Origin of the sequence: Bowmanella denitrificans (assembly GCF_039522935.1) — a bacterium.
Classification (GTDB): Bacteria; Pseudomonadota; Gammaproteobacteria; order Enterobacterales; family Alteromonadaceae; genus Bowmanella; species Bowmanella denitrificans.
This window is the reverse complement of sequence record NZ_BAAAEI010000026.1, coordinates 1-16,339: the sequence shown is the minus strand read 5'-3', so window position 1 is coordinate 16,339 and position 16,339 is coordinate 1. Positions and strand designations below refer to the sequence as shown.

Genomic DNA, 16,339 nt, shown 5'->3' with positions numbered 1-16,339 from the left:
TAAGCTGCTGGACGAAGGTCGTGCAGGTGAGAACATTGGTGCGCTGCTGCGTGGTACTAAGCGTGACGAAGTTGAGCGTGGTCAGGTACTGTGTAAGCCAGGTTCAATCAAGCCACACACCAAGTTCGAAGCAGAAGTATACGTACTGAGCAAAGACGAAGGTGGCCGTCACACGCCATTCTTCAAAGGCTACCGTCCTCAGTTCTACTTCCGTACCACTGACGTAACTGGCTCTGTCCAGTTGCCAGAAGGTGTTGAAATGGTCATGCCAGGCGACAACCTGAAGTTTGTTGTTGAGCTGATTTGCCCAATCGCCATGGACGAAGGTCTGCGTTTCGCCATCCGTGAAGGTGGTCGTACTGTAGGTGCTGGCGTAGTATCTAAAATCGTTGAGTGATTCTGATTGCTTAAATGATTGAAAAGGCTCCTTCGGGAGCCTTTTTTGCTTTCATGCTCCATGTATTGTGTATGGAATTGACTTGCTGGTGAGGGAAGCTTGTATAACAGTGGTCAACAGGTATAATACCGCACCCTTCTTATGCTTGATTCTTGATTTCAACCTCCCTTGAGCTGAAAGCTATCTTGCGAAGAAGAAATTTAGGGGCGTAGTTCCAATTGGTAGAACAGCGGTCTCCAAAACCGATGGTTGGGGGTTCGAGTCCCTCCGCCCCTGCCAGATATATTAATTTTGTCAGAGACAAGATTAATGCGAAGTGCCTGGCACTTGAAAGTCTATAATTTGCGCCAATATGGAGCAATTAAGAAGCCGGCATTACGCAGGCAGGAATGAACAGGTTTCGACACCGAACGGTGCGAAACAGCTAATCGCAGTAATAGGTAAATTGCATGAGCGTCAATACAGAAAACACATCCGGTGCGATGGATTCGATAAAATGGGTACTGGTTATCGGCTTACTGGCTGCAGCTATTGCCGGCAACTATGTATATGAAGAGCTGTCCGTGCTGATTCGCGCAGTGTCTATTGTTGCTCTGGTTGTGATTGCTGGCTTTATTGCTGCCAAGACCGAAAAGGGTGAGCGTTTCCTAACCTTCGCAAAAGAGTCCAGAATGGAAGTGCGCAAGGTGGTATGGCCAACTCGTCAGGAAGCAACACAAACAACAATGATCGTATTGGTTGCGACCGTCATTGTTGCTTTAGTTCTTTGGGGCCTGGATGGTATTCTGGTGCGTCTGGTTTCTTTGGTAACCGGGTTGGGAGTTTAATATGGCTGACAAAAAATGGTACGTGGTGCAGGCTTTCTCCGGTTTTGAAGGCAGAGTTAAGCAATCCCTGAAAGAACATATTAAAATTCACGGCATGGAAGACTACTTCGGTGAAATTTTGGTACCAACCGAAGAAGTGGTTGAAATGCGCGCTGGCCAGAAACGCAAAAGTGAGCGGAAATTCTTCCCAGGTTATGTGCTGGTAGAAATGGAAATGAATGAAGATTCCTGGCACCTGGTTAAAAGCGTACCACGCGTATTGGGATTTATTGGCGGCACTTCTGACCGCCCAGCGCCCATCAGCAAGCGCGAAGCCGATGCGATTCTGAATCGTCTGCAGGAAGCGGTTGATAAGCCCAGACCTAAAACCTTGTTTGAACCAGGTGAAGTGGTACGTGTTAACGATGGCCCATTTGCTGACTTCAATGGCGTTGTTGAAGAAGTTGACTACGAGAAAAGTCGCCTGAAGGTATCCGTATTGATCTTTGGACGTTCCACACCGGTAGAACTTGAATTTGGCCAGGTAGAAAAAGGCTAGTTTAAGTATCCGTTTGTTCTTGTTAGTGAACTGAAAACGACTATCCTTCGGTTACTCTGCAACAAACTCAATTTTATTCCCAAGCCGAAAATTGCGCTTTATGCAAGTTTCGGCTTGAACCAGGCTGTAGATTAAAATATAATCCGCAGCCCTTTTTATCGAACGGGGAGCCGTTTGAGTAAGCATCCTCAATGCTTACGAGGCGTTATACCCACTTTAGAGGTTAAAAACATGGCAAAGAAAGTAAAAGGCTTGATTAAGCTTCAGGTCGCCGCTGGTGCTGCTAACCCCAGTCCACCAGTTGGTCCAGCGTTGGGTCAGCACGGCGTAAACATCATGGAATTCTGTAAAGCGTTTAACGCCAGAACAGAGAGCCTGGACAAGGGGGCACCTACTCCAGTTGTTATTACAGTTTACGAAGACCGTTCATTCACATTTGAGACTAAGACGCCTCCTGCTTCTTACCTGCTGAAAAAAGCGGCTGGTCTGAAGAGCGGTTCTGCCCGTCCAAATACAGATAAAGTTGGCAAGGTTAACCGTGCTCAACTGGAAGAAATCGCCAAAACCAAAGAGCCTGATTTGACGGCTGGCGATTTGGATGCAGCTGTACGTACTATCGCAGGTTCTGCGCGTAGTATGGGTCTGGTAGTAGAGGACTAATTCAAATGGCTAAACTGACTAAACGCATGCGCGTCATCAAAGAAAAAGTTGACGCTACCAAAGAATACGAAATCAACGAAGCCGTTGCTCTGCTGAAAGAACTGGCCACTGCCAAGTTTGCGGAGAGCGTAGACGTTGCTATCAACCTGGGTGTTGATCCGCGTAAATCTGATCAGAACGTTCGTGGTGCCACTGTACTACCTCACGGTACTGGTAAAGACGTCCGCGTAGCAGTATTTACTCAGGGTGCAAATGCCGAAGCTGCTAAGGCCGCTGGTGCCGACATCGTTGGTATGGACGACCTGGCAGAGCAAGTTAAAAAAGGTGAAATGCCTTTTGACGTAGTGATCGCCTCTCCAGATGCCATGCGCGTTGTAGGAACTTTGGGTCAAATCCTGGGCCCCCGTGGTCTGATGCCAAACCCAAAAACTGGCACCGTAACACCAGATGTGGTGACTGCGGTTAAGAATGCCAAGGCTGGTCAGGTGCGTTACCGCAATGACAAGAACGGTATCATTCACGCCAGCATTGGTAAGATTGGCTTCGAAGCCAACCAGATCAAAGAGAACCTTGAGTCTCTGCTGGATGCCCTGAAGAAGGCTAAGCCTTCTACTGCCAAGGGCACTTTCGTGAAGAAAGTTAGCCTGAGCACCACTATGGGTGCCGGCGTAGCTATCGATCAAGCTAGCCTGGCTGGCTAATCAGATAGTTTAAGGTTATGGGTTGGAGCCTTTTCGAAGGCTTCCGTCCAAGACCGCAGGCGCATTCAGGGAGCTCCCGTGAATGCTTAATCTAACAGCCTGCGCAGACGGTGCAGACCCCAGAAGAATTTAGATTCTCTGGTTTCTCACCGTAAATCGCGAGTCGGCACTTGTGTCGGCTATGTGTAGGAAACCAGACGTAAGTCTGGAAGAACCAGGAGTTAAGAGCCAATGGCTATTAAGCTTGAAGACAAAAAAGCAATTGTTGCTGAAGTCAATGAAGCTGCCAAAGGTGCTTTATCTGCGGTAGTCGCAGACGCTCGTGGTGTCACTGTAGGCAAAATCACTACTCTGCGTAAGCAGGCTCGTGAAGCCGGTGTATGGATGAAAGTTGTCCGTAACACTTTGGCCCGCCGTGCAGTAGATGGCACCGAATTTGAGTGTCTGAAAGATGTATTCGTAGGTCCGACTGTTATTGCCTTTTCTAAGGAGCACCCAGGTGCTGCCGCGCGAATTTTTAAAGACTTCGCTAAAGACAATAAGCAATTCGAACTGAAGGGTGCGGCTTTCAATGGCGAGACCGTTGACTTCGAACTGCTAGCCTCGTTGCCAACATACAACGAAGCAATTGCACGTTTGATGAGCACCATGAAGGAAGCTGCAGCTGGCAAACTTGTTCGCACTATTGCTGCGGTTCGCGACCAGAAACAAGAGCAAGCTGCCTAATTTTATTAGCGGCTTGATTAAGAGTTTAATCGGGAATATTCCCCTTAATTTAGGAATCTGAGAAATGTCAGTGACTAAAGAGCAAATCATCGACGCTATCGCTGAAATGTCTGTAATGGACGTTGTAGAGCTGGTAGCTGCCATGGAAGAAAAATTCGGCGTTTCTGCCGCTGCCGCCGTAGCTGTTGCTGCTGGCCCAGCTGAAGCTGCTGAAGAGAAGACTGAGTTCGACGTAGTTCTGGCTGAGATTGGCGGCAACAAAGTTGCGGTTATCAAAGCTGTACGTGGCGCAACCGGTCTGGGTCTGAAAGAAGCCAAAGACATGGTAGAAGCTGCTCCTAAAGCCATCAAAGAAGGCGTGAGCAAAGAAGAAGCTGAAGCACTGAAGAAAGAGCTTGAAGAAGCTGGTGCTAAAGTTGAAGTTAAATAATCTGTCTGTGGACAGATTATTTGCCTGATTTCAGGCAAAGGCTGGTGATCATTTGATCACCAGCCTTTTTGCGCTGTAGGATAGTCACTTACACCGTTTACTGCCTATCCGTAAATTGCGCACAGGATTGTTTATCAAATACTTTTTCCAAGCCGCTATTTTAGCGCATGGATTTGTATTGTGACTATCCTTGAAACGGTGCTGGAAGTTTGTCTATTGCTCATTTATCAATGAGTGCAGTAAAGGCAAGTTGGGTCAAAAATCAGCAGGCTGAGGAACCCATGGTTTACTCTTATAGCGAAAAGAAACGTATTCGTAAGAATTTTGGCAAACGCCCGCAGGTATTGGAAATACCTTATCTTCTATCAATCCAACTAGATTCTTTCAAGAAATTCATCGAGATTGATGCGGATGGTCAGTACGGTTTGGAAGCAGCCTTCCGTTCTGTATTTCCAATTAAAAGCTATTCAGGTAACTCTGAATTGCAATATGTGAGCTACCGTTTGGGTGAGCCGGTTTTTGACGTTAAGGAATGTCAAATCCGCGGCGTAACCTACTCTGCTCCATTGCGGGTGAAATTGCGCATGGTGTTGTTCGATAGAGAAGCAGCGCCAGGCACAGTTAAAGATATTAAAGAACAAGAAGTCTACATGGGCGAAATTCCGCTCATGACTGAAAACGGTACATTTGTTATCAATGGTACCGAGCGAGTAATCGTTTCTCAGCTGCACCGTTCTCCCGGCGTGTTCTTTGATCATGATAAGGGCAAAACGCACTCTTCCGGTAAAGTATTGTATAACGCCCGGGTTATTCCTTACCGTGGCTCATGGCTGGACTTCGAGTTTGATCCAAAGGACAACCTGTTTGTCCGTATCGACCGTCGTCGTAAATTGCCAGCGACTATTATTTTGCGCGCCCTGGACATGGGTACAGAAGAAATTCTGGATTTGTTCTTTGAGAAGAACCAGGTGCGTATTACCGCTGATCGTCTGATGATGGATATTGTGCCGGACCGTCTGCGTGGTGAAGTGGCCCAGTTTGATATTCTGGATAAAGAAGGCAATGTGCTGGTTGAGTCCGGCCGTCGTATCTCTGCCCGTCATACCCGTCAGTTGGAAAAAGCCAATATTGCTGAGCTGGAAGTACCGCCTCAGTATCTGGTCGGCAAAGTGGTTGCCCGCAACTACGTGAATGAAGCAACCGGCGAATTGATCATCGGAGCTAACGAAGAGTTGACGCTTGAAGCGTTACTGGCACTGAAGAAAGCCGGCTTTGACAGCTTCGAAACGCTGTATATCAACGAGCTGGATCACGGTTCCTATATCTCTGACACTATCCGTATCGATTCAACCAGTAACCGATTGGAAGCGCTGGTTGAAATTTACCGTATGATGCGCCCTGGTGAACCGCCAACGAAAGACGCTGCCGAGACGCTGTTCGACAATCTGTTCTTCTCTGACGACCGTTATGATTTGTCTTCAGTGGGACGGATGAAGTTCAACCGTCGTTTGGGACGTGATGAGCTGATCGGTGAAGGCACGCTGGACAAAGCCGATATCGTAGCGGTAATGAAGCAACTGATTGCTATTCGTGACGGTAAAGATGAAGTGGACGATATCGACCACTTGGGTAACCGTCGTATTCGTAGCGTTGGCGAAATGGCCGAGAACCAATTCCGTGTTGGTCTGGTACGTGTTGAGCGTGCGGTGAAAGAACGTTTGAGCCTGGGTGACCTGGACAACGTTATGCCTCAGGACCTGATCAACGCTAAGCCGATCTCTGCAGCCGTGAAAGAATTCTTCGGTTCTTCCCAGTTGTCGCAGTTTATGGACCAGAATAACCCACTGTCGGAAGTGACCCACAAGCGTCGTATTTCTGCCTTGGGCCCCGGCGGTCTGACCCGAGAGCGCGCCGGTTTCGAAGTACGTGACGTACACGTTACGCACTACGGTCGTGTCTGTCCTATTGAGACACCTGAAGGTCCAAACATCGGTTTGATCAACTCATTGTCAACCTATGCCCGTACTAACGATTTTGGTTTCCTGGAAACCCCTTATCGTAAAATCGTTGACGGTATTGTGACCGATGAAATTGAGTACCTGTCTGCCATTGAAGAAGGCCAGCACGCCATTGCTCAGGCTAATGCCGAGCTGGATGCTGAAGGTCGTCTGGCAGATGAGCTGGTATCCTGTCGTTTCCGGGGTGAATTCACCCTGATGCCGGCCAGTGATATCAGGTATATGGACGTATCACCACAGCAGATCGTGTCTGTTGCTGCCAGCATCATTCCATTCCTGGAGCACGACGATGCTAACCGTGCTTTGATGGGCGCGAACATGCAACGTCAGGCCGTTCCTACCCTGCGTGCTGAAAAGCCATTGGTAGGTACTGGCATGGAGAAAACCATTGCGGTTGACTCTGGTGTAACAGTGGTTGCCAAACGCGGCGGTGTGGTGGATTACGTTGATGCCAGCCGTATTGTGATCAAGGTAAATGAAGAAGAAACCTATGCTGGTGAAGCGGGTATCGATATTTACAACCTGACCAAGTACACCCGTTCAAACCAGAACACCTGTATCAACCAGAAGCCTACTTGTAACGTCGGTGAGCCGATAGTGGCCGGTGATGTACTGGCTGACGGTCCATCCACTGATTTGGGTGAATTGGCACTGGGTCAGAACATGCGTATCGCATTCATGCCTTGGAATGGTTACAACTTCGAAGATTCGATTTTGTTATCCGAGCGCGTGGTGCAGGAAGATCGCTTTACCACTATCCATATTCAGGAACTGAGCTGTATTGCTCGTGATACTAAGTTGGGGCCGGAAGAAATTACTGCCGACATCCCTAACGTAGGTGAATCTGCCCTGGGTAAACTGGACGAGTCGGGCGTTGTTTACATCGGTGCTGAAGTAAAAGGCGGCGACATTCTGGTTGGTAAAGTAACGCCTAAGGGTGAAACGCAACTGACGCCAGAAGAAAAACTGTTGCGCGCTATCTTTGGTGAAAAAGCCTCTGATGTGAAAGACACGTCTTTGCGTGTACCGAACAGCGTGCATGGTACGGTTATCGATGTACAAGTCTTTACCCGCGACGGCGTAGAGAAAGACAAACGTGCCATCGAAATCGAAGACATGCAATTGCGTCAGGTTAAGAAAGACCTGTCTGACGAATTCAACATCCTGGCCGATGGTATTTTCTCTCGTGCCCGTAACCTGCTGATTAACAGCGGTGTTGCGGATACCAAGCTGGACAGCCTGCCACGTGAGAAATGGTTCGATCTGACGTTGAAGGACGAAGACGCACAGAATGATCTGGATCAGATTGCTGAGCAGTATGGCGAGATCAAAGATGACTTCGATAAGAAGTTTGAAGTGAAACGCCGCAAGATCACCCAGGGTGATGATCTGGCGCCTGGCGTACTGAAGATCGTTAAGGTGTATCTGGCGGTGAAACGTATGATCCAGCCAGGTGACAAGATGGCCGGTCGTCACGGTAACAAAGGTGTTATCTCCACCATAATGCCGGTGGAAGACATGCCGTATGACGAGCATGGCCAACCTGTAGATATCGTACTGAACCCATTGGGCGTACCTTCACGTATGAACATTGGTCAGGTACTGGAAACTCACCTGGGTATGGCTGCTAACGGTATTGGTGCCAAGATAGACCGGATGATTAAGGAACAGCAGGAAAAAGCTAAACTGCGCGCCTTTATCAAAGAAGTTTACGATCTTGGTGAATCACACCAGAAAGTGGATATTGATAGCTTCAGCGACGATGAAATCGAGCGTCTGGCTGGCAACCTGCGTAAAGGTCTGCCGATTGCCACACCGGTATTCGACGGTGCCAATGAAGCTGAAATCAAGCAGATGCTGAAACTGGCTGACATCCCTGAAGATGGTCAGATCGTGTTGTACGATGGCCGTACTGGTCGCGCCTTTGAGCGTAAAGTGACCGTTGGCTACATGTACATGCTGAAACTGAACCACCTGGTTGATGACAAGATGCATGCCCGTTCCACTGGTTCTTACAGCCTGGTAACTCAGCAACCGCTGGGTGGTAAGGCGCAATTCGGTGGTCAGCGTTTCGGGGAGATGGAAGTGTGGGCACTTGAAGCCTACGGTGCTGCCTACACCCTGCAGGAAATGCTGACGGTTAAATCCGATGACGTGAACGGTCGTACCAAGATGTATAAGAACATCGTGGACGGCGATCACCGCATGGAGCCTGGAATGCCGGAGTCCTTCAACGTATTGCTGAAGGAAATCCGCTCACTGGGTATCAACATCGAGTTGGAAGAGAATTAATCCGACTAGGGTATTTAGGGCATGTGGGGAGCCCCTGGGCTCCCCAAGGTTAATGACTCCGCAGGGAGAAAATCGTGAAAGATTTATTGAAGTTTCTGAAGCAGCAGAATAAGACCGAAGAGTTCGACAATATCCGTATCGGTCTGGCTTCACCGGACATGATCCGTTCCTGGTCCTATGGTGAAGTGAAAAAGCCCGAGACCATCAACTACCGCACATTCAAGCCGGAGCGTGACGGCCTGTTCTGTGCGCGTATTTTCGGACCGGTTAAAGACTATGAGTGCTTGTGTGGTAAGTACAAGCGTCTGAAGCACCGCGGCGTGATCTGTGAGAAGTGTGGCGTTGAAGTCACCCTGACCAAAGTACGCCGTGAGCGTATGGGCCATATTGAACTGGCGAGCCCGGTTGCACACATTTGGTTCCTGAAATCACTGCCGTCCCGTATCGGTTTGATGCTGGATATGACCTTACGTGATATCGAGCGCGTGCTGTATTTTGAAAGCTATGTGGTGACCGAACCCGGTATGACCACACTGGAGCGTTCACAACTTCTGACCGAAGAAGAATATCTGGACGCCCTGGAAGAGCATGGCGATGAGTTCGAAGCCAAGATGGGTGCCGAAGCGGTATTTGATCTGCTGAAAGCCCTGAACGTGGATGGCGATGTCGCCTCCATGCGTGAAGAGCTGCCATCGGTTAACTCTGAGACCAAGAAGAAGAAGATCACCAAGCGTTTGAAATTGCTTGAGTCTTTCCAGGCTTCTGGTAACCGTCCAGAGTGGATGATCCTGACCGTACTGCCAGTACTACCACCGGATTTGCGTCCATTGGTACCTCTGGATGGTGGTCGTTTTGCGACCTCTGACCTGAACGATCTGTATCGCCGGGTGATCAACCGTAACAACCGTCTGAAGCGTCTGCTGGATCTGGCTGCGCCTGATATCATCGTGCGTAACGAAAAGCGTATGCTGCAGGAAGCCGTGGATGCGTTGTTGGATAACGGTCGTCGTGGTCGTGCCATCACCGGTTCCAATAAGCGTCCTCTGAAATCCCTTGCCGACATGATTAAAGGTAAGCAAGGTCGTTTCCGTCAGAACCTGTTGGGTAAGCGTGTTGACTACTCTGGCCGTTCCGTTATCACCGTAGGTCCTACACTGCGCCTGCATCAGTGCGGTCTGCCTAAGAAAATGGCTCTGGAACTGTTCAAGCCCTTTATCTATGGCAAGCTGGAAGGTCGTGGCCTGGCCACTACCATTAAAGCCGCCAAGAAGATGGTTGAGCGTGAAGCGCCCGAGGTATGGGACGTACTGGATGAAGTGATCCGCGAACACCCGGTATTATTAAACCGTGCACCTACGTTGCACCGTTTGGGTATTCAGGCCTTTGAACCCACCCTGATCGAAGGTAAGGCGATCCAGTTGCACCCATTAGTGTGTGCGGCTTATAACGCCGACTTCGACGGTGACCAAATGGCCGTTCACGTACCCCTGACAATCGAAGCGCAGTTGGAAGCCCGTGCGCTGATGATGTCTACCAATAACATCCTGTCGCCTGCCAACGGTGAACCTATCATCGTACCTTCTCAGGACGTGGTATTGGGTCTGTATTACATGACCCGTGACCGTGTAAATGGCAAAGGCGAAGGCATGGTGTTCAAAAACGCGCACGAAGCCGAGAAGGCCTATCGTACCGACGTTGCTGAGCTGCATGCCCGAGTTAAGGTGCGGATCCGTGAATTTGAAGTCGATGAAGCGGGTAATAAAACAGAAAAAGTGACACTGACCGATACCACCGTTGGCCGTGCCATTCTGTCGCTGATTCTGCCACAAGGTCTGCCGTTTGAATTAATCAACCAGGCCATGGGTAAGAAGCAGATTTCTCGCCTGTTGAACGCCTGTTACCGTACGCTGGGTCTGAAGCATACCGTTATTGCTGCTGACCAAATCATGTACACAGGTTTCCATTACGCGATGATCGCTGGTGCCTCTATCGGTATCGACGACATGGTAATCCCGGATGAGAAAGCCCAGATTATCGATGCTGCTGAAGCGGAAGTAGCCGAGATTCAGGACCAGTTCCAGTCAGGTTTGGTCACCGCTGGTGAGCGTTACAACAAAGTTATCGATATCTGGTCTGCTGCCAACGAGCGCGTATCCAAGGCCATGATGGATAACCTGAAAACTGAAACCGTGATCAACCGTGACGGTGAAGAAGAGCAACAGCCTTCATTTAACTCTGTGTTTATGATGGCTGACTCCGGTGCCCGGGGTAGTGCAGCACAGATTCGTCAGTTGGCTGGTATGCGTGGTCTGATGGCCAAGCCAGATGGTTCAATCATCGAAACGCCCATCACGGCAAACTTCCGTGAAGGTCTGAACGTATTGCAGTACTTTATTTCTACCCACGGTGCGCGTAAGGGTCTTGCCGATACCGCCTTGAAGACAGCGAACTCAGGTTATCTGACTCGTCGTCTGGTAGACGTTGCTCAGGATCTGGTTATCAACAATGACGACTGCGGCACATTCGAAGGGGTGAAGATGACCCCGTTAATCGAAGGTGGTGACGTAGTTGAACCATTGCGCGAGCGTGTTCTGGGTCGTGTGGTGGCTGAAGACGTGATCAAACCTGGTAGCGACGAAGTTCTGGTAGAGCGTAACGTGATGCTGGACGAAGCTCTGGTTGACCTGCTGGAATCGCACTCTGTGGATCAGGTGCTGGTACGGTCTGTTATCACTTGTGACAACGACTTCGGTGTCTGTGCTAACTGTTACGGTCGTGATCTGGCTCGCGGTCATCTGGTGGGTACCGGTGAAGCAGTGGGCGTTATTGCCGCCCAGTCAATCGGTGAACCAGGTACACAGCTGACCATGCGTACCTTCCACATCGGTGGTGCCGCTTCAAGAGCGTCTGCCGAAAACAGTGTACAGGTCAAGACTGTCGGTAGTTTGAAACTGCATAACGCCAAGTACGTGCGTAATGCTGATGACAAGGTAGTGATTGTTTCCCGCTCCACCGAAATCACGGTAATTGATGATCAGGGCCGTGAGAAAGAGCGCTACAAAGTGCCTTACGGTGCTGTATTGGCGGTAGATGACGGCGCCAAAGTGGCAGCTGGTGACATCGTCGCTAACTGGGATCCGCACTCGCACCCGATCATTACTGAGCGTCAGGCTAAGATCAGCTTTGCCGACGTTGATGACAGTAACACAGAGATGCAGCAGGATGAGCTGACCGGTCTGACCCGTATCGTGGTTAAAGATCTGTCCAAGTTCAACGCCAAAGAGCCTAAGCTGATTCTGGAAAGTGCTGAAGCCGGTTTGCAGGAAATTCGCCTGCCAAGCTTTACCACTATTGAAGCTACCGACGGCACAGTGGCAAGAGCCGGTGACGTGTTAGCCCGTATACCGCAGGAAAGCTCGAAGACCCGCGATATCACGGGTGGTCTGCCAAGGGTTGCCGACTTGTTCGAAGCGCGTAAGCCCAAAGAGCCAGCTATTCTGGCCGAGGTTTCCGGTACCATTAACTTTGGTAAGGAAACCAAAGGTAAGAAGCGCCTGGTGATTGTGCCTGAGCAAGGCGAAGCTTATGAAGAGATGATTCCTAAGTGGCGTCAACTGAACGTGTTTGAAGGTGAGAAAGTGGAACGCGGTGAAGTAATCTCCGACGGTCCAGAATCACCTCATGACATTTTGCGTCTGCGTGGTATCAGTGCGGTATCCAACTATATCGTTAACGAAGTTCAGGACGTTTACCGTCTGCAGGGTGTAAAGATCAACGATAAGCACATCGAAGTGGTTATTCGTCAGATGCTGCGTAAATGTTTGATCACCCACCCAGGCGACAGCAAGTTCCTGGAAGGTGAGCAGGTAGAAGTATCGCACGTTAAGATCGCTAACCGTCAGTTGGAAAAACAGGGCAAGATCCCGGCTCAGTATGAAACCCAGTTACTGGGTATCACTAAGGCGTCCTTGTCTACCGAGTCGTTTATTTCTGCGGCCTCGTTCCAGGAAACTACCCGCGTACTGACCGAAGCGGCTGTACAGGGCAAGGAAGACGATCTGCGCGGCTTGAAAGAAAACGTTATCGTTGGCCGATTGATCCCTGCTGGTACCGGTTTTGCCTACCATCAGAAACGTCAGCGCAGAAGACTGGAGTCCATGATGATGGAAGATCCGTCTGTATCTGCGGCGCAGGCTGAGCAGGCGCTGTCTGAGGCACTCAATGCCGAAGTCGGTGATGACGAATCCGAAGATTAAACCTCTTGCCAGGGCCTGCCGCAAGGCAGGCTTGGGTTGACAGGTTAATCTTTGGTCTATAGAATTCCGCGACCCTTTTTCAGGGTTGCGGTTTTTTTATTTGCACGGATGTGAATAAGCTGCAGCGGCAGGACGGCCAAATGCAGCAACACGATAGCTATTCATCAGCTAAGCTGAAGGATCAGCAATCGTTTTCGATTTTTCAGTAGTAGTTATTTTTATCAGGAGCTAGTTAATGGCAACAGTTAACCAGTTGGTGCGTAAGCCCCGCGCGAAGGTCGCTGAAAAAAGCAATGTACCTGCGCTGCAAGCTTGCCCCCAGAGACGTGGCGTATGTACTCGCGTATATACCACCACTCCAAAGAAACCGAACTCTGCATTGCGTAAAGTATGCCGTGTTCGTCTGACTAACGGTTTCGAAGTCAGTTCATACATTGGTGGCGAAGGTCACAACCTGCAAGAGCACAGCGTTGTACTGATCCGTGGTGGTCGTGTTAAAGACCTGCCAGGTGTTCGTTACCACACTGTTCGCGGTACTTTGGACTGCGCCGGTGTTAACGCTCGTAAGCAAGCCCGTTCTAAGTACGGCGCGAAAAGGCCCAAGTCCTAACGGTTCTCCGTTTAGTAAGGCCAAACTAAAGTTTTAATTGAGAGTTTTGGGTAATCCCTGAATTCAACGGAGAAAGAAGATGCCTAGAAGAAGAGTCGTAGGTCAACGTAAAATCCTACCTGATCCTAAGTTCGGATCACAATTGCTTGCCAAGTTCATGAACGTTGTCATGCTGGACGGCAAAAAATCTACTGCTGAAAAAATCGTATACGGTGCACTCGACATCGTTGCCGAGAAAACCGGCAAAGCACACCTGGATGTGTTCGAGGACGCCCTGGATAATATCCGTCCGTCTGTGGAAGTTAAATCCCGCCGTGTTGGTGGTTCTACCTATCAGGTGCCTGTAGAAGTGCGTCCTGTTCGTCGTAATGCCCTGGGCATGCGTTGGTTGGTGGAAGCTGCCCGTAAGCGTGGTGAGAAGTCCATGGCTCAGCGTCTGGCTGCAGAAATGCTGGACGCCAGTGAGAATAAAGGCTCTGCGGTTAAGAAGCGTGAAGACGTGCACCGTATGGCTGATGCCAACAAGGCGTTTGCTCACTACCGCTGGTAATCGAGAGAGGAAGCTATGGCTCGTAAGACACCAATTGAGCGCTACCGTAATATCGGTATCTGTGCTCACGTGGATGCGGGGAAAACTACCACTACCGAGCGCGTACTCTTCTATACTGGTTTATCGCATAAAATCGGTGAGGTCCATGATGGCGCAGCCACCATGGACTGGATGGAACAAGAGCAAGAGCGTGGTATCACTATCACCTCTGCTGCCACCACCTGTTTCTGGTCCGGTATGAACCAGCAATTTGAACAGCACCGCGTCAACATTATTGATACGCCGGGACACGTTGACTTCACTATCGAAGTTGAACGTTCCTTGCGCGTGCTTGATGGCGCTGTGGTGGTGTTCTGCGGTTCGTCCGGCGTGGAGCCTCAATCCGAGACAGTCTGGCGTCAGGCTGACAAGTATCGTGTACCGCGTCTGGTGTTCGTCAATAAGATGGACCGGGCCGGTGCCGACTTCGGGCGCGTGGTCAAACAGATCCGCAATCGCCTGGGCGCTACCTGTGTGCCTATCCAACTTAACATCGGTGCTGAAGAGAACTTCAAAGGCGTTATCGATCTGCTCAAGATGAAGGCTATTAACTGGAACGAAGCGGACCAGGGCATGACTTTCACCTATGAGGATATTCCGGCAGAGTTGCAGGCCCAGGCCGAGCAGTTCCGTATGGAAATGGTCGAAGCTGCCGCCGAAGGCTCTGAAGAGCTGATGGAAAAGTATCTGGAAGGCGGTGAACTGTCGGAAGAGGAAATCAAACAAGGTTTGCGTACCCGTACGCTGAACAATGAAATCGTACTGGCTACCTGTGGTTCTGCCTTTAAGAATAAAGGCGTGCAGGCTGTGCTGGATGCGGTGATTGATTTTCTGCCCGCGCCGGTAGATGTACCAGCTATTAAAGGCCATCTGGATGATGCAGATGAGTCTTTGGCTGAACGACACGCTGACGACAACGAGCCGTTTTCTGCCTTGGCATTTAAAATTGCCACGGACCCCTTTGTCGGTACCCTGACATTCTTCCGCTGTTATTCCGGCGTGGTGAATTCAGGCGACACCGTATATAACTCGGTAAAAGCCAAACGTGAACGTTTTGGCCGCATCGTACAGATGCATGCCAACAGCCGCGAAGAGATCAAAGAAGTGCGTGCCGGCGATATCGCCGCTGCCATTGGTCTGAAAGATGTCACCACCGGGGACACATTATGTGACCCGAATAACATCATTATTCTTGAGAAGATGGACTTCCCAGAGCCGGTTATTGCGGTTGCTGTGGAACCCAGGTCTGTTGCTGATCAGGAAAAGATGGGCATCGCGTTGAGCAAGCTGGCTGCAGAAGATCCTTCCTTCCGGGTCAAAACGGATGAAGAATCAGGTCAGACTATTATTTCCGGTATGGGTGAACTGCACCTGGATATCATAGTTGATCGCATGAAGCGCGAGTTCAAAGTGGAGTGCAGCGTGGGCAAACCCCAGGTTGCTTACCGTGAAACACTGCGTAAGGCAGTGGAAGTGGAAGGCAAGTTCGTCCGTCAATCTGGTGGTCGCGGTCAGTTTGGTCATGTATGGCTGAAGATCGAACCTCAGGAAGAAGGGGCGGGCTACGAGTTTGTTAACGCCATTGTGGGTGGTGTTATTCCTAAGGAATACATCCCGGCTGTTGACAAAGGGATCCAGGAGCAGATGCAAAATGGTGTGCTGGCTGGCTATCCCATGCTCGACGTGAAGGTAACTCTCTTCGATGGTTCCTATCACGATGTTGACTCTTCTGAAATGGCGTTTAAGATCGCAGGCTCGATGGGCTTCAAGAAAGGTGCTGCCCAAGCGAACCCTGTGTTGCTTGAGCCGCTGATGAAAGTGGAAGTCACGACGCCTGAGGATTGGATGGGTGATGTGGTCGGCGACCTGAACCGTCGTCGCGGTATCATCGAAGGTATGGAAGACGGTATAGCCGGAATTAAGATAGTGCGTGCAAAAGTGCCACTGTCCGAAATGTTTGGTTATGCCACCGACCTGCGGAGCGCAACCCAGGGCCGAGCATCCTATTCCATGGAATTCTTTAATTATGCTGAAGCCCCAAGTAATGTGGCCAACGCAATTATTGAAACTAGAAAATCTTAATGAAGGTCTGGTCCGGTAATCTGTCCCAAGCAGGGGGCCGGACTTTTAACTTAGGAACTTAGTAAAATGGCAAAAGAAAAGTTTGAACGTACGAAACCGCACGTAAACGTAGGCACTATCGGCCACGTTGACCACGGTAAAACCACTCTGACAGCAGCAATCACTACTGTATTGGCGAAGACCTACGGTGGTTCTGCGAAAGCATTCGACCAA

At 50.0% G+C, this 16,339-nt stretch carries 13 protein-coding genes and 1 tRNA gene; all 14 read left to right on the top strand.

Going from position 1 to position 16,339, the window contains the following annotated elements; all coding sequences use genetic code 11:
* Positions 1-397, top strand: a 397-nt coding sequence (locus tag ABD028_RS20305; protein WP_486303259.1) for an EF-Tu C-terminal domain-related protein, incomplete at its 5' end; no start/stop codon positions are given.
* Positions 398-599: 202 nt separating this feature from the next.
* Positions 600-676 (top strand) — tRNA-Trp (locus ABD028_RS20300).
* Positions 677-846: 170 nt separating this feature from the next.
* Positions 847-1,224 carry a preprotein translocase subunit SecE gene (gene secE / locus ABD028_RS20295; RefSeq protein WP_102798942.1) on the top strand — a complete coding sequence of 126 codons (378 nt, stop codon included), beginning with the start codon at positions 847-849 and terminating at the stop codon, positions 1,222-1,224.
* Position 1,225: 1 nt separating this feature from the next.
* Complete coding sequence (gene nusG, locus ABD028_RS20290) at positions 1,226-1,762, top strand: transcription termination/antitermination protein NusG (protein WP_102798943.1); 537 nt, start codon at positions 1,226-1,228, stop codon at positions 1,760-1,762.
* Between the two features lie 231 nt (positions 1,763-1,993).
* Positions 1,994-2,422 carry a 50S ribosomal protein L11 gene (rplK, locus tag ABD028_RS20285; protein WP_343847257.1) on the top strand — a complete coding sequence of 143 codons (429 nt, stop codon included), beginning with the start codon at positions 1,994-1,996 and terminating at the stop codon, positions 2,420-2,422.
* 5 nt (positions 2,423-2,427) lie between these two features.
* A complete protein-coding gene (rplA, locus tag ABD028_RS20280) occupies positions 2,428-3,123 on the top strand; it encodes a 50S ribosomal protein L1 (protein ID WP_102798945.1) in 696 nt (231 codons plus the stop codon).
* Positions 3,124-3,354: 231 nt separating this feature from the next.
* Positions 3,355-3,849, top strand: a complete 495-nt coding sequence (rplJ, locus tag ABD028_RS20275; RefSeq protein ID WP_102798946.1) for a 50S ribosomal protein L10 — start codon at positions 3,355-3,357, stop codon at positions 3,847-3,849.
* A gap of 64 nt (positions 3,850-3,913) precedes the next feature.
* Positions 3,914-4,279, top strand: a complete 366-nt coding sequence (gene rplL / locus ABD028_RS20270) for a 50S ribosomal protein L7/L12 (RefSeq protein ID WP_102798947.1) — start codon at positions 3,914-3,916, stop codon at positions 4,277-4,279.
* A gap of 281 nt (positions 4,280-4,560) precedes the next feature.
* Positions 4,561-8,589: a DNA-directed RNA polymerase subunit beta gene (gene rpoB, locus ABD028_RS20265; RefSeq protein ID WP_343847256.1), complete on the top strand. Its 4,029-nt coding sequence runs from the start codon at positions 4,561-4,563 to the stop codon at positions 8,587-8,589.
* A gap of 74 nt (positions 8,590-8,663) precedes the next feature.
* On the top strand, positions 8,664-12,845 hold the full coding sequence (gene rpoC / locus ABD028_RS20260) for a DNA-directed RNA polymerase subunit beta' (protein WP_102798948.1): 4,182 nt from the start codon (positions 8,664-8,666) through the stop codon (positions 12,843-12,845).
* Between the two features lie 235 nt (positions 12,846-13,080).
* Positions 13,081-13,455, top strand: a complete 375-nt coding sequence (gene rpsL / locus ABD028_RS20255; protein ID WP_102798949.1) for a 30S ribosomal protein S12 — start codon at positions 13,081-13,083, stop codon at positions 13,453-13,455.
* Positions 13,456-13,534: 79 nt separating this feature from the next.
* Positions 13,535-14,005, top strand: coding sequence for a 30S ribosomal protein S7 (rpsG, locus tag ABD028_RS20250; RefSeq protein ID WP_102798950.1), 471 nt, complete (start codon positions 13,535-13,537; stop codon positions 14,003-14,005).
* 15 nt (positions 14,006-14,020) lie between these two features.
* A complete protein-coding gene (fusA, locus tag ABD028_RS20245; RefSeq protein WP_102798951.1) occupies positions 14,021-16,126 on the top strand; it encodes an elongation factor G in 2,106 nt (701 codons plus the stop codon).
* Between the two features lie 66 nt (positions 16,127-16,192).
* Positions 16,193-16,339 (top strand): GTP-binding protein (locus tag ABD028_RS20240; RefSeq protein WP_343847258.1); only part of this gene is annotated, 147 nt, incomplete at its 3' end.